Below are 13,744 nucleotides of genomic sequence, written 5' to 3' on the forward strand. Positions count from 1 at the left end.
ATCCAGGCCCGGCCGTCAGGCCCGACAATCGGCAAGTTACGGCCCCCAGCATAGACTGCAAACGTTTGGGGTCGCTACCCGTGTGTGCCGCGGTCGTTGGTCACAAGATCATGACGAACGGCGACTGCTGGGAATCGCTGCCGAGGCGTCCGCCTCGGTAGGCTTGGCCGTCGTGGCAGAGCTTGCATCCGATCTCCCGTCCGACCGCTCCGCGGAAATGGCAACCGATCTGGCGGTGCTGGTCGTCGGGAACGGTGCGCGGGAGCACGCGATCGCGCTGGCGCTGAGCCGCGACCCGGCCGTCACCCGGCTGTACGTTGCTCCCGGCAATCCGGGAACCGCCGCCGTCGCAGAGAACCGCCCGGTCGACGCCGGCGACGGTGCAGCCGTCGCCGCCCTGGCGTCGGAGTTGGGTGTCGGGTTGGTCGTTGTCGGCCCGGAGGCCCCGCTGGTCGCCGGTGTCGCCGACGCTGTGCGGGCCATCGGCATCCCCGTCTTCGGGCCGGATGCCGCGGCTGCCCGGATCGAGGGCAGCAAGGCGTTCGCCAAGGAGGTGATGGCGGCCGCCGGCGTTCCGACCGCGGAGTCGGCGGCGTGCGCCGAACCCGACCAGGCCCGGGCCGCGTTGGACAAGTTCGGGGCGCCGTACGTGGTCAAGGACGACGGCCTGGCCGCCGGCAAGGGTGTCATCGTCACCGACGACCTGCAGGCCGCTGTCGAGCATGCGTCGCACTGCGATCGCGTGGTCGTGGAGGAGTACCTGGACGGTCCCGAGGTCAGCCTCTTCGCCTTCGTCGACGGCCGCACCGTCGTGCCCCTGCCGCCGCCCAGGACTTCAAACGCGCCCACGACGACGATCAAGGACCCAACACCGGGGGCATGGGGGCGTACACGCCGCTCCCCTGGGCACCCGATGGTCTTGTCGAGGAGGTCGTCCGGACGGTCATCCAGCCGACTGTCGACGAACTCGCGCGACGCGGAAGCCCCTTCGTCGGACTGCTCTACACCGGCCTTGCGCTGACCGGCCGCGGCATCCGGGTGGTGGAGTTCAACGCCCGTTTCGGCGACCCGGAGACCCAACCCCTACTGGCCAAACTGGACACACCGCTGGCCGGCGTGTTGTACGCCGCTGCCACCGGCCGGCTCGCCGATCACCCACCGTTGCGATGGAAGCCCGGCGCCGCGGTCGGAGTGGTGCTGGCCTCCGAGGGTTATCCGGAGAAGCCGATCACCGGCCGACCGATCACCGGACTCGACCAGGTGAGCGCTCCGGTGCTGCACGCCGGAACCAGGGTTGATGATCATGGGCAGCTGGTCAGTTCCGGCGGTCGGGTTCTCACCGTGGTCGGGCTCGGTGACGATCTGCATGCCGCCCGCCGTGAGGCGTACCGTGAGCTGGCCAAGATCAACTTGGCAGGGTCGTTCTACCGTACGGACATCGCGTTGGCGGCTGCTGAGGGCAAGGTGGAGATCCGATCATGAGTATTCCCAATGTGCTCGCCAACCGGTACGCCTCGGCTGCCATGCAGCAACTGTGGTCACCGGAGAACAAGATCATCCTGGAGCGCCGGCTGTGGCTTGCGGTGTTGACCGCCCAGCGTGACCTCGGTGTCGACTTCGGTGGCGATGATCCGGACGCGGTGATCACCGCCTACCAGCGGGTTGTCGATCGGGTCGATCTGGCCGGTATCGCGGCCCGGGAACGGATCACCCGGCACGACGTCAAGGCCCGGATCGAGGAGTTCAACGCCCTGGCGGGCTATGAGCACATCCACAAGGGGATGACCAGCCGTGACCTCACCGAGAACGTCGAACAACTGCAGATCGTCTCGGCGCTGAAGATCATCCGCGACCGGCTGGTCGCCACGCTGGTCACGCTGACCCGGCTGGCGACCGCCCATGCCGAGCTGCCGATGGCCGGTCGCTCCCACAACGTGCCGGCACAGGTGACAACGCTGGGCAAGCGATTCGCCACCGCGGCCGATGAGGCTCTGGTCAGCTATGCCCGAATCTCGGAACTGATCAACCGGTATCCGCTGCGCGGGATCAAGGGCCCGGTCGGCACCAGCCAGGACATGCTCGACCTGTTCGACGGTGACGAGGCCAAGGTCGCCGAACTGGAGTCAAGGATCACCGAACACCTGGGCATTCCCGAGGTGTTCACCTCCACCGGACAGGTCTATCCGCGTTCCCTGGACTACGACGTGGTGTCCGCCCTGGCCCAGGTGGCCGCGGCGCCGTCCAATGTCGCCACCAGCATTCGGCTGATGGCCGGCAACGAACTCGTCACCGAGGGTTTCCGGCCAGGCCAGGTCGGTTCGTCGGCGATGCCGCACAAGATGAACACCCGTTCCTGCGAACGGGTCAACGGGCTCGCGGTGATCATTCGCGGTCACGTCTCCATGATCGGCGAGCTGGCCGGGGACCAGTGGAACGAAGGTGACGTCTCCGATTCGGTGGTTCGCCGGGTGGCCCTGCCCGACAGCTTCTTCGCGCTGGACGGGCTGTTCGAGACGTTCCTCTCCGTGCTGTCCGATTTCGGCCCGTTCCCGGCGGTGATCGAGGCAGAACTGCAGCGCTATCTGCCGTTCCTCACCACAACGAAGGTGTTGATGGCGGCGGTGCGCACCGGTGTCGGACGGGAGACGGCCCACGAAGCGATCAAGGAACACGCGGTCGCCGTGGCACTGGAGATGCGGGAGACCGGCCGTCGGGACAATGACCTGCTGGACCGGTTCGCGGCGGATCCGAGGCTGGGCCTCGATCGCCGGGCGCTGGCGTCGGTGCTGGCCGCTCCGCTGGAGCTGGCCGGGACGGCGACCAGTCAGGTCGCCGCGTTGGCCTCCGAGGTGGAGAAGATCGCCAAGGAGCACCCGGAGGCGGCGGCCTACGTCCCCGGCGACATTCTCTGAGCGGTCGGCTCACCGATAGCCGCGTGCCTGGAGGTCGTACAGCTCGGCGTAGTGGTTGCCCGCCGCGTACAACTGCGCATGCGTGCCGACCTCGGCAACCCGCCCGCCCCGCAGTACGACGACCAGATCGGCCGAGGCGACCGTGGAGAAACGGTGGGTCACCAGCAGCGTGACCCCGCCCCGGCCGCCCGCCCGGCGTGCCGCATCCGCGTACCGTTCGAAGAGCGCGTGCTCGGTGCCGGCGTCGAGCGCGGCGGTCGGCTCGTCCAACACCAGCAGCAACGGAGCGTCGCGCATCATTCCGCGGGCGATCGCCAGGCGCTGCCACTGCCCGCCGGACAGCTCGACACCTTCGGGCCAGGTGGTGCCCAGCTGGGTCGCCAGCCCGGTGGGCAGCGCCTTCATCACATCGGTCGCGGCGGCTCTGTCGAGGGCGGCGTTGACCGCCGGCTCACTGTTCAGCGCCGCGAGATCACCGATCCCGATCGATTGCTGTGCGGTGAGTTCCAGGCGGGCATAGTCCTGGAAGGCGCCCGACATCCTGGCGCGCCATTTCGTCTGATCAAGATCGGCAAGATCGACTCCATCGACCAGCACCTTCCCTTCGGTCGGGTTGAGCATGCCGGTCAGTAGGCCGATCAGCGTCGACTTGCCTGCACCGTTCTCGCCGACGACGGCCACCACGGCGCCGGCCGGCAGATCGAGGTTGAGATCGGTCAGCGTGGGCGTCTCGGCGCCGGGATAGCTGTAGCCGAGCCCGATCGTGCTGATCCCGGCGTGCAACCGTCGGGGAGGCGTCAGCGTTCCGGTGTGCCTGGCCTGCTGATCGGCGGCGTAGTCGCGCAGCCAGAGGAATCGGCTGCCGTCATTGCTCACCCGGACCAGCATCCGCACCGACCATTGCAGGATGTCGCTGATCATCTGCAGCCGGGTGACCAGGCTGGCCGCCAGGACGAACTCGGCGATCGAGACCCGGCCGGCGACGGTGTCCCGCAGCATCCAGGCCAGGACGGCGCCGGCGACGGCGAAGAACAGCACCGTCGTGCTGGTCTGCAGCAATGATTGCCGTTTGGCCAGGTCGACGCGGAGATCGAGCCAGCGCCGGGCCGCGGCGTCCGTGGAGTCCCGCAACCAGCGCTGCAATCCGAACACCCGGATCTCCGCGCCCGGGCCGGGCTGGGTGGCGAGTTCGAGCAGGTGCTTGACATGGCGGCTCGGCTGGGCGGCGGCATCGTCGGCCGTGGTCTGCCAGCGGGTGGTCCAGCGTGCGATGATCACGGCCGGGATTCCGGCGATGACGACCAGCAGCATCCGCGGGTCGGCGGTCAGCGCCAACACCAGCGTGCCGACGCCGGTGACCGCCATCCGCAAGGCGTTCAGCACCATGTTGAAGGCGAAGCCGAGCAGACCCTGGTGATCACGAAGGGTCTGCGCCTTGTCCTGGTATTCGGCACTCTGCAGGTGGTCGAGTGTGGCGATCGAGGAGCTGAGCCGGGAGATCTCGGTGTCGAACCAGAAACCGACCCGTTCGTACTGGGAGATCCTGGCGTTGTTTCCGATGATCATCAGCACGCCGACGACGGTCAGCGAGACAACGAAGCAGATAACGGCCCTGATCACCAGGCCGGCGTCGTGCTGGATCGCGCCGGTGACCAGCCAGGCGATGAACAGTGGCTGCAGCATGCCGACGAAATTGCCCAGGGTCTCGAGCAGGCAGACCAGGCTCTGCCGCGGGCTGACCCGCACTGATGCAGCGACGACCAGGGCAATGGATCTGATCATGGTGATCATCGGACAGCCCCTTCGGCGATCTGGGAGGTCGGCCTACCTGACTCGGGCGATCGGCCGGCGGCGGAGGCGAACCGGCTCGCCTGCAGGGTGAACATCCGGGCATACCGGCCGCCGCGCTCGAGCAGCACCTCGTGGCTGCCGTCCTCGACGATCCTGCCGTCCTCGATGACGACGATCCGGTCGGCATGGCGTACCGAGCTGAGCCGGTGGCTGACCAGCACCGTGGTCATACCACGGGTGACCGAGAGGAAGCGGTCGAAGAGTTGTGCCTCGGCACGGACGTCGAGGGCAGCCGTCGGTTCGTCGAGCACCAGGACCCCGGACCCGCCCTCGATAGCGGCGAGGGCCCGGGCCAGTGCCACCCGCTGCCACTGGCCGCCGGACAGGTCGGTGCCGCCGGAATACTCTCCGGAGAGCACGACGTCCCAGTCGCCGTCGAGCCGGTCAAGTACGTCATCGGCTGCCGCGTCGTGCAATGCGGTGCGTACCACCGCGTCGGTGTTCCGGGCGGTCCGGGCGCCGAGGGCGACGTTGTCCCTCAGCGACAGGTGGTAGCGGACGAAGTCCTGGAAGATCACGGCGACCCGGGCCTGGGCCGCCGGATCGGTGGAGGGGTCACGGCCGTCGACCAGTACCGAACCGGAGTCGGGCCGGTACAGACCGCAGAGCAGTTTGATCAAGGTCGACTTTCCGGCGCCGTTGACACCGACGATGGCGATCGACTGGCCGGCGGGCACGGTGAGGTCGAGGCCGGTGAAGATCGGCGTGTCCCGGCTCGGATAGCCGAAGTGCAGGTCCTGGATGCGGATTTCGGCGGGCGCCGGTGCTCCCGGCCCGTTGGCGATCGGACGATCGGGTGCGTGCTCCAAGCCCGGCAGCCCTGCCTCGACGCGGACCGTCCGAAGCCGCTGGGTGGTCGCCATCGCCTGGCTGAAGAGCACCTGCTCGTCACCCAGCATGCCGAGCGCCTGCATGCCGATCGATGCGCCGACCATCGCAGTGACCGTGGCCGAGGGGATCGCACCCGACCAGGCCTCGCGTCCGAGCACGGCGTAGAAGATCAGGGCGCAGACGCCCATCGCGCCCGTGCTGGCGATGATCGGGCCGACGGTGGCGTTGCGTCGTCGCCAGACGCCGGTCATTGCCTCCTGCCACAGCCGACCGTAGGTCTGGATCATCCAGCTCGGCAGGCCGAACAGCCGGATCTCCTTGGCCGCGTCGGCCTTCATCAGGACGCCGAAGAGGTAGCTCGCTCGTCGACGGTCGATCGGCGGGTCGATCGCCATGTCGGCGAAGATCGACAGCAACCAGGCCGTCATCGCCCGGCCGGTGATCAGGTAGCCGAGCGCCAGCACCGCGGCGGCCCACCAGTGCCAACCCGCGATCACGGCGAACGCGCCGATTCCGCTCAGTCGGGTCTGCAGCACCGTCCAGGTCCCGGCTATGCCTTCCAGATAGGTCCACTCGCCGATCGACTGCACCATCCGCTGCAACCGGCGCGACCCGTCAGGATCCTCCAGGTGACCGATCCCGTGCGGGGCAGCGGCGTACTCGACGGTGAGTGCGCTGACCCGCGCAACCGCCACCGAGGTGATGTGCTGGCTGAGTACCGCGACGATGCCCCCGGCGATCGGCGGTACCAGGAAACTGACGGCGAGCCAACCCAGCCACACCATCGCCGTGGCCGCTCCCGGCCCCGTCGGGTCCGGACCCGTCGCGGTCGGGCCCTGTTGGCCGATCGCGGCGACGGCGGCTCCGATGACCTTGCCGAGCAGGATGATCCCGGCGGTCGAAGCGGCAGCACCCAGCACGGTGAGCAGGAGTGCGGCGATCGATGCCAGCGGGGCCGTCGACCACAGCAGGCGGGCGTGTCCGAGGTAGGAGCGGCCGACCGGTGCGATCGCGGCGATTCGTGCCGAGAGTCGGGTCGTATCGGCCTGGTCTGTGTCGGCCTGAGTCACTGGCACCTGGGACATGGTGTCATCGTGGCACCACAATGACACCATGTCAACGGCAATGTGGCGTCACTATGGCGTCGTCGTGAACCGGGCTGATGTTCTGCGAAAAGCCGTTGACGGCACGGGGGTGTCGTCCTAGTGTCGGTTGATTGTGCGCCGCTATCTTCTTCTCGCTTCGGCAGAGTTCCGGCGGCAGAGCACCTACCGGCTGGCATTGGCCGCCGGCATCACTACCAACAGCGTCTTCGGATTCATCCGGTTCAGCATCTTCTACGCCGCCCTGGTCGGCGCCGGCGGCAGTATCGCCGGTTACGACCGCGCGCAGGCCTCAACCTACGTCTGGCTGGGTCAGGGATTGTTGGCCGGCATCGGCCTGATGAGCAGCCATGAGGTCTCCGAGCGGGTTCGCACCGGCGAGATTGCGATCGACCTGTCGCGACCGATCGACCTGCAACTCTCCTACTGGGCAAGGGATTTCGGCCGGGCGGCATTGATGCTGCCGGCCCGCGGTCTGATCCCGGTGATCGTCGGGGCATTGACCACCGGGATCGCGTTCTCCCACGCCGCCTCGGCGATCCCGCTGGGCATCGTCAGCCTCGCGCTGGCAGTCTCGATCAGCTTCCTGCTGCGCTATGGCGTCAACCTGATCAGCCTCTGGACCCTCGACGTCCAGGGCTACGCCAACCTCTACCTGCTGCTGATGTCATTGCTCAGCGGGTTCTACGTCCCCGTGCACATCTTTCCCGGCTGGCTGCAGGTGATCGCCCACGCCTCACCCTTCCCGTCGATGTTCCAGAGCCCGATCGACGTCATCTCCGGCCGGGTCACCGGCAGCGCAGCGCTGGAGGCGGTCGTCATCCAGGTGCTGTGGCTCGGGTTCCTGGTCGCTGCGACCCGGCTGATGCTGTGGCGTGGCTCGTCGCGATTGGTGGTGCAGGGTGGCTGAAGTCTCCGCGGTTCGGTCCGCCACGTCGCCGACCATGATCAGCAAGCGGGAGTCGTACGCGGTCGTGCTGGCCTCCCGGGTCAGGGCCCAGATGACCTACCGATCCAGCTTCTGGATCAACAGTGTCAACTCGTTCCTGACCGGCGGGCTGGAATTCGTCGAGACGTACGTGCTGCTCACCAACACGCCGACCCTCGGCGGGTTGAACTTCCCGCAGGCCGCCCTGGTCTTCGGCCTGGCGAATTTCGGTTTCAGCATTGCCGATCTGGTGTTCGGGCAGAGCGACCAGATCCCGCGCTACATCAGGGAAGGAAAACTTGAGGCCTTCCTGGTCCGGCCACAACCGGTGCTGGCCCAGATGATCACCTCCGACTTCCAGTTGCGCCGGTTCGGCCGAGCACTGCTCGGCCTGCTGATCGCAGTGATCGTGCTCTTCTGGGTCGACCTGGATCTCACCCCGGCAACGATCTACCTGTTGATCACGACGCCGATCTACGGCGCGGCGATCTACGGCGCACTGTTCGTGATGGCCGGCGGCATCCAGTTCTGGATCATCGACGGGCAGGAATTCACCAATGCATTCGTCTACGGCGGTTCGTACGCCGGCCACCTGCCGGGAAGCGCATTGCTGTTGCCGCTGCGGGTGCTGTTCACCTTCGTCTTCCCGGTGACGGTGACGGCCTACCTGCCGTGCCTGATCATGTTGGGCCTGCCCGGCCCGGCCTGGCTGCCCGCCTGGCTGGGCTGGCTCGCCCCGGCGTTCGCGGCGTGGGTCTGGCTGCTCGCCGCGCTCGCCTGGCGCAAGGGCGTCCGCCACTACACCGGAGCCGGAGGTTGAGATGAGCACCGTGATGAGCGAATCGATCATCGAACTGGATGATCTTCGGCGCACCTTCGTGGTGCGGGCGAAGGCCGGCCGGGTGCGCCGCACCCGCCGGGAGGTGCACGCCGTTGACGGCATCTCCGCCCGGATCACCCGGGGCGAGGCGGTCGGTTACATCGGGGCCAACGGCGCCGGGAAGTCGACGACGATCAAGATGCTCACCGGGATCCTGGTGCCGAGCAGTGGCCGGGTCCGGACCTGCGGGTACGAGCCGGTCCCGCAGCGGCGCAGACTCGCCCGCGAGATCGGCGTCGTCTTCGGCCAGCGCAGTCAGTTGTGGTGGGATCTCCCGCTCAGGGAGTCGTTCGACATCCTGGCTGCGATCCATCGGCTGTCGGCAGCGGATGCGCTGCCGCGGATCGAGCAGCTGATCGAAGGGCTGGAACTGGGACCGTTCCTGAACACCCCGGTCAGGCAGCTGTCCCTGGGCGAACGGATGCGGGGAGAGGTCGCTGCCGCGCTGGTCCACCGGCCGAGGCTGTTGATCTTGGACGAGCCGACCATCGGGTTGGACATGATCAGCAAGGAGCGGCTGCGACAGTTCCTGATCACCGAGCGGGCCGAGGAGGGCACGACGCTGCTGCTCACCACCCATGACATGAGCGACATCGAGCGGCTCTGTGAACGCGTGCTGGTGGTCGATCACGGAAAGCTCGCCTATGACGGAACCCTGGCGGGCCTGGCCCGGCGGGTGGCGCTGCAGCGAGTGCTGGTCGTCGATCTCGCCGAGCCGCAGAGTCCGGTGGAGGTGCCGAGCGCGAGTAACATCGGGTCGGAGTTGAACGGCGCCCGGCAGAGCTTCTCCTTCGCCCCGGATCGGACGACCGCGGCCGCGGTGCTCGCCGAGGTCAGCGCCCGGACCGAGATCCGCGATCTGACTCTGACCGAGCCGGCGATCGAGGACATCGTCCGGACGCTGTACCACCGCTCCTGATCACGTGGCCGTTCATTCCGGCGACCACGGCGGATGCTTCGGCTGATTCCCGGGCAACGGCCCGCGACACGCCGCGCGAATGAGGGATTATCTGACCCCTCGCGGGGAGGGGAGGGTCAGCGCTCGTTCGGGATCAGGACCCAGCCGATGATGTAGATCAGGAACTGCGGACCGGGCAGCAGGCAGCTCAGCACGAAGATCAGCCGGACGATGTTGGTCGGGACACCGAACCGTCGGCCCAACGCCGAGCAGACACCGGCAATCATGCGGTCGTTCCGAGAGCGGACAAGGGTGGACATCTTCGATGTTCTCCTGTGGTCGGACGCGGCCGGACTTCGTACCGCGTTGGTGACTCCACTGTGCCCCCTCGAAGCGCTCGGATCGAGGGTTGTCGGCCAGGTCCCGGGCGGGCTCAGGGGAACATCCCGGGTACACCCCGGTCAAAGATCCGACTCGCGGGGGATGTCTCCTCCCACAACGGCGCCTAGCGTTTGGCGCAGAAACCGCCGGCACCGGTCCCGGCGGCAGATCAGGGAGAGTGGGATGTCGGAAGTCGGAGGCCCGCCGAAGCGCGCCCGAGCAGGTTCGGTGGAATCACCATCGGGAAGCCCCGGGACCGGCCGCCGATCGCTGCGCACGTCGACACCACCCATCCTGATCGACGCGCTGACCAAGAACTTCGGCACGGTGCGGGCCGTGTCGGGACTCACCTTCTCGGTGCAACCGGGCCGGATCACCGGATTCCTCGGCCCGAACGGAGCTGGCAAATCAACCACCCTGCGGATCCTGGTCGGACTGGCCGCGGCTACCACGGGCACGGCGACCTTCGGTGGGACACCGTACGCCGATCTTGATCATCCGCAGCAACGCGTCGGCGCGGTCCTCGAGCCTGCCTTCCACCCGGGTCGCAGCGGGCGCAATCACCTCCGCGTGCTGGCCACCACCGCGGGTGTCGGAGGTGAGCGGATCGACGAGCTGCTGCACCTCGTCGGCCTGACCGGTGCGGCCGACCGCCGGGTCGGCGGCTACTCGCTCGGAATGAGGCAGCGGCTCGCCCTGGCCGGCGCCCTGCTGGGAGACCCGGATTATCTGATCTTGGACGAACCGGCCAACGGCCTCGATCCCGAGGGGATCCGGTGGCTGCGCGGGTTCCTGCGCAGCTTCGCCGCCCTCGGCCGGGTGGTGCTGATGAGCTCGCACATCCTGAACGAGGTCGAGGCCACCGTTGACGACGTTGTGGTGATCGGGAATGGTCGATTGATCAGACAGGCGCCGATGAGCGAACTTGCGGCGAGCACCTCGGCCCGGGTCCGGGTCGCCGATCCACAGGCGGCGGGCGCGGTCCTCGATCGACTCCAGGTGCCGTGGCAGCTTTTACAGGATGCCGCCGGCCCCTACCTCGTGGTGGCCGGTCTCGAGCTGGCGTCGATCGGGAGCCAGTTGTTCTCCGCCGGTATCCCGGTGCTGGAGCTGGCGACCCAGGAGGTCGATCTGGAATCGGAGTTCTTCGCCATGCTGGCCGACCAGGACGGCACCAAACTCACGGAGGCCGGCGCATGAGCGCGGTATTGCTGTCCGAGGTCAGGAAACTGACCACCACCCGCAGCTGGATCGTGCTGCTCGCGGCAACGGCCGCCGCAGGGGTCGTCGGCTCGGGAATCTATGCGGTGATCGGAATGGTCGCCGGCGGAACCGACGGCGGGCGGAACCTGTTCACCGAGCCGGATTTCGTGACGACCATCTACACCGGCGCCAACTCGATGGCCCGCATCCTGGCGATCATCGGCGGGGCGATGGCGATGGGCACGGAGTTCCGGCACAAGACCTTGTCCACCAGCTACCTCGCCGTGCCCAGGCGGTACCAACTGATCATCGCCAAGGCGGCCACCACATTCCTGTACGGCTTGGCTTTCGGATTGGTGGCCACCGTGCTCAGTCTGCTGGTCGCTGTCCCGACCGTGCTCGCCAAGGGCGGGTCGTTGTTCCTCGACCAGGGCTCCTCCTGGCAGGCACTGTTGCTCAACATCGTCGCGATCGCCCTGTGGACCATGATCGGCTTCGGTTTCGGCATCCTGATCCGCAATATGATCGCCTCGGTGCTGATCGCGGTCGGCTTCGCCTACATCCTCGAACCGCTGCTCGGCCTGGTCTTCACCCTGAAGCATTGGACGGTCCCGGCCAACCTGATGCCGGGCAACGCGACGACGGCACTGGTCGGGGTCGACGCCAACGGCGTGCTGCAGACCGGGATAGGTGCCGACAGTTGGCCGGCGGTCGCCGGCTTCTTCGTGTTGCTCGGCTGGGCCGTTGTCCCTGCGGTGGTCGGGTTGTTCACCACGACACGACAGGATGTGGCCTGATCCGATCGGGCACCGATAGGGTGCAAGCAATGTCTGAGTCGCGATACGGGTCTGTTCTCGACCTCCCCCTGGTGCACGCCGGCAAGGTCCGCGAGTTGTACGCCGTCGGTGAGGACCAGCTGCTGATGGTCGCCACCGACAAGATCTCCGCCTTCGACTTCGTGCTGCAACCCGACATTCCCGACAAGGGCGAGATCCTCACCCGGATGTCGCTGTGGTGGTTCGACCAGCTGGTCGGCGTGGCCAATCACGTCGTGTCGAGCGACGTCCCCGAGGCTGTCGCCGGCCGCGCCGTGATCTGCGAGAAACTCGACATGATCCAGATTGAATGCGTTGCCCGCGGTTATCTGATGGGCTCGGGGTGGCTGGAGTACCAGCGCAGCCGGACGGTCTGCGGGATCGAGTTGCCGGTCGGCCTGCAGAACGGATCCCGGCTGCCGGAGCCGATCTTCACTCCGGCCACCAAGGCACCGCTGGGCGAGCACGACGAGAACATCGACTTCGCCGAGACCGAGCGCCGCGTCGGCGAGGAGACTGCTGCCCAGCTCCGGGAGCTGACCCTGGGGATCTACCGCCGGGCGGAGGAGTACGCCTCCGAGCGCGGCATCATCCTCGCCGACACCAAGTTCGAATTCGGCCGCCGTGCCGACGGCACCATCGTATTGGCCGATGAGGTGCTGACTCCGGACTCGTCGCGGTTCGTCGATGCCAAGACCTGGCAGCCGGGCGTCCGGATCGACTCCTACGACAAGCAGTTCCTCCGCGACTGGCTGGTCGAGGAGTCGGGCTGGGACCGGGCGAGCAATGTCCCGCCGCCGCCGCTGCCCGTCGAGATCGTCGCAGCGACCCGGCAGCGCTACCTCGACGCGTACGAGGATCTGACCCAGCAGCGTTTCCGCTGAAGATCCGCTCCGACGGCCGGCGGCTTCGCCGCGGTGAATCGGCCGGGAAGTCCGGCAGGGATCGCCGATGCGGGTCCATCGGGCATCCCTGGCTAGGATTCGAGTCATGGCGCGTGTGGTTGTGGACGTGATGCCCAAGCCGGAGATCCTGGATCCACAGGGCAAGGCGGTGACCGGTGCCCTGCAACGGCTCGGCTTCGACGGCCTGACGGTCCGGCAGGGCAAGCGGTTCGAGATCGAGGTGGACGGCGAGGTCAGCGATGATCGTCTCGAAGAGATCCGCAAGGCCGCCGACACGCTGCTGGCCAACACGGTCATCGAGACCTTCGACATCCGGGTCGAGGACGGTCGGTTCGAGGAGACGGTGAACTGATGCCGGCCAGGATCGGCGTGATCACCTTTCCCGGTTCGCTGGATGATCATGATGCCCTGCGTGCCGTCCGGCAGTGCGGTGCCGAACCGGTTCCGGTTTGGCACGGCAGCGATTCCCTCGACGGTGTCGATGCCGTGATCCTGCCCGGCGGCTTCTCCTACGGCGACTACCTCCGCTGCGGCGCCATCGCCCGGTTCGCCCCGATCATGACCGAGCTGATCACCAGGGCCGGCAGCGGCCTGCCGGTGCTGGGTATCTGCAACGGCTTCCAGGTGCTCTGCGAGGCGCACCTGCTGCCCGGCGCGCTGATCCGCAACGAGGTCCAGGTCTTCACCTGCCGAGATCAGAAACTGATCGTGGAGAACAACCGGACCGCCTGGACCAACCAGTTCACCGCCGGTCAGGAGATCAGCATCGTGCTGAAGAACGGCGAGGGCCGCTACGTCGCCGACAACGCGACCCTCGACCGACTCGAGGGCGAGGACCGCGTGGTCTTCCGGTACGCCGACACTGACCTGAATCCGAACGGCTCCTATCGGGACATCGCCGGCATCACCAACGAGCGCGGCAATGTCGTGGGACTGATGCCGCATCCTGAGCACAACGTCGATCCGCTCACCTCACCCGGGCTGGACGGTGTCGGCTTCTTCGCCAGCGTCCTCGAACAGCTGCAGGCCGCCTGAGC

The 13,744-nt window shown here is 67.4% G+C and carries 10 protein-coding genes and 2 pseudogenes; 9 read left to right on the forward strand and 3 right to left on the reverse strand.

Annotation, left to right across the window (positions count from 1 at the left end):
• Positions 1–229: 229 nt before the first annotated feature.
• Both purD and purB read left to right on the forward strand, forming a co-directional pair.
• Positions 230–1,482 (forward strand): annotated as a pseudogene (gene purD / locus GJV80_RS20245) (phosphoribosylamine--glycine ligase).
• Complete coding sequence (purB, locus tag GJV80_RS20250; protein WP_154689443.1) at positions 1,479–2,912, forward strand: adenylosuccinate lyase; 1,434 nt, start codon at positions 1,479–1,481, stop codon at positions 2,910–2,912. Before purD ends, purB begins: the two are co-directional and overlap by 4 nt.
• A 9-nt stretch (positions 2,913–2,921) precedes the next feature.
• On the opposite strand, the gene GJV80_RS20255 is transcribed toward purB, so the two are convergent.
• The gene (locus GJV80_RS20255; RefSeq protein ID WP_230207887.1) at positions 2,922–4,694 is read right to left on the reverse strand and encodes an ABC transporter ATP-binding protein; all 1,773 of its coding nucleotides are present in this window, start codon (positions 4,692–4,694) and stop codon (positions 2,922–2,924) included.
• A 5-nt stretch (positions 4,695–4,699) separates the two neighbouring features.
• The gene (locus GJV80_RS20260) at positions 4,700–6,679 is read right to left on the reverse strand and encodes an ABC transporter ATP-binding protein (protein WP_154689445.1); all 1,980 of its coding nucleotides are present in this window, start codon (positions 6,677–6,679) and stop codon (positions 4,700–4,702) included.
• Positions 6,680–6,812: 133 nt separating this feature from the next.
• Between GJV80_RS20260 and GJV80_RS20265 the strand changes: the two genes are divergently transcribed.
• The 3 genes from GJV80_RS20265 to GJV80_RS20275 are packed head-to-tail and all read left to right on the forward strand — an operon-like array spanning position 6,813 to position 9,424.
• Complete coding sequence (locus GJV80_RS20265) at positions 6,813–7,607, forward strand: ABC-2 family transporter protein (RefSeq protein WP_154689446.1); 795 nt, start codon at positions 6,813–6,815, stop codon at positions 7,605–7,607.
• Positions 7,600–8,445 (forward strand): ABC transporter permease, encoded by an 846-nt coding sequence (locus tag GJV80_RS20270; protein ID WP_230207888.1) that lies wholly within the window; start codon positions 7,600–7,602, stop codon positions 8,443–8,445. Before GJV80_RS20265 ends, GJV80_RS20270 begins: the two co-directional genes overlap by 8 nt.
• A gap of 1 nt (position 8,446) precedes the next feature.
• A complete protein-coding gene (locus tag GJV80_RS20275) occupies positions 8,447–9,424 on the forward strand; it encodes an ATP-binding cassette domain-containing protein (RefSeq protein WP_154689447.1) in 978 nt (325 codons plus the stop codon).
• Between the two features lie 116 nt (positions 9,425–9,540).
• Here GJV80_RS20275 and GJV80_RS20280 read toward each other — a convergent pair whose 3' ends face one another.
• Positions 9,541–9,723: a PspC domain-containing protein gene (locus GJV80_RS20280; RefSeq protein ID WP_154689448.1), complete on the reverse strand. Its 183-nt coding sequence runs from the start codon at positions 9,721–9,723 to the stop codon at positions 9,541–9,543.
• Between the two features lie 244 nt (positions 9,724–9,967).
• Between GJV80_RS20280 and GJV80_RS20285 the strand changes: the two genes are divergently transcribed.
• From GJV80_RS20285 to purQ, 4 genes and pseudogenes are all read left to right on the forward strand, one after another.
• Positions 9,968–10,984 carry an ATP-binding cassette domain-containing protein gene (locus GJV80_RS20285; RefSeq protein ID WP_154689449.1) on the forward strand — a complete coding sequence of 339 codons (1,017 nt, stop codon included), beginning with the start codon at positions 9,968–9,970 and terminating at the stop codon, positions 10,982–10,984.
• On the forward strand, positions 10,981–11,784 hold the full coding sequence (locus tag GJV80_RS20290; protein ID WP_154689450.1) for an ABC transporter permease: 804 nt from the start codon (positions 10,981–10,983) through the stop codon (positions 11,782–11,784). Before GJV80_RS20285 ends, GJV80_RS20290 begins: the two co-directional genes overlap by 4 nt.
• Positions 11,785–11,813: 29 nt before the next feature.
• A pseudogene (locus GJV80_RS20295) lies at positions 11,814–13,059 on the forward strand (phosphoribosylaminoimidazolesuccinocarboxamide synthase).
• Entirely contained in the window at positions 13,059–13,742 is a 684-nt protein-coding gene (gene purQ / locus GJV80_RS20305) for a phosphoribosylformylglycinamidine synthase subunit PurQ (protein ID WP_154689453.1), read from the forward strand. The pseudogene GJV80_RS20295 and the gene purQ overlap by 1 nt, the downstream one beginning before the upstream one ends.
• Positions 13,743–13,744: the final 2 nt, after the last annotated feature.

It is taken from the genome of Microlunatus sp. Gsoil 973 (assembly GCF_009707365.1).
In the GTDB taxonomy this organism is placed as follows: domain Bacteria; phylum Actinomycetota; class Actinomycetes; order Propionibacteriales; family Propionibacteriaceae; genus Microlunatus.

What these genes read in the sequence shown, in the direction of transcription:
- purB (WP_154689443.1), top strand. Translation starts at nt 1,479, where the DNA reads ATGAGTATTCCCAATGTGCTCGCCAACCGGTACGCCTCGGCTGCCATG.
- GJV80_RS20255 (WP_230207887.1), bottom strand. Translation starts at nt 4,694, where the DNA reads ATGATCAGATCCATTGCCCTGGTCGTCGCTGCATCAGTGCGGGTCAGC.
- GJV80_RS20260 (WP_154689445.1), bottom strand. Translation starts at nt 6,679, where the DNA reads ATGTCCCAGGTGCCAGTGACTCAGGCCGACACAGACCAGGCCGATACG.
- GJV80_RS20275 (WP_154689447.1), top strand. Translation starts at nt 8,447, where the DNA reads ATGAGCACCGTGATGAGCGAATCGATCATCGAACTGGATGATCTTCGG.
- GJV80_RS20280 (WP_154689448.1), bottom strand. Translation starts at nt 9,723, where the DNA reads ATGTCCACCCTTGTCCGCTCTCGGAACGACCGCATGATTGCCGGTGTC.
- GJV80_RS20285 (WP_154689449.1), top strand. Translation starts at nt 9,968, where the DNA reads ATGTCGGAAGTCGGAGGCCCGCCGAAGCGCGCCCGAGCAGGTTCGGTG.
- GJV80_RS20290 (WP_154689450.1), top strand. Translation starts at nt 10,981, where the DNA reads ATGAGCGCGGTATTGCTGTCCGAGGTCAGGAAACTGACCACCACCCGC.
- purQ (WP_154689453.1), top strand. Translation starts at nt 13,059, where the DNA reads ATGCCGGCCAGGATCGGCGTGATCACCTTTCCCGGTTCGCTGGATGAT.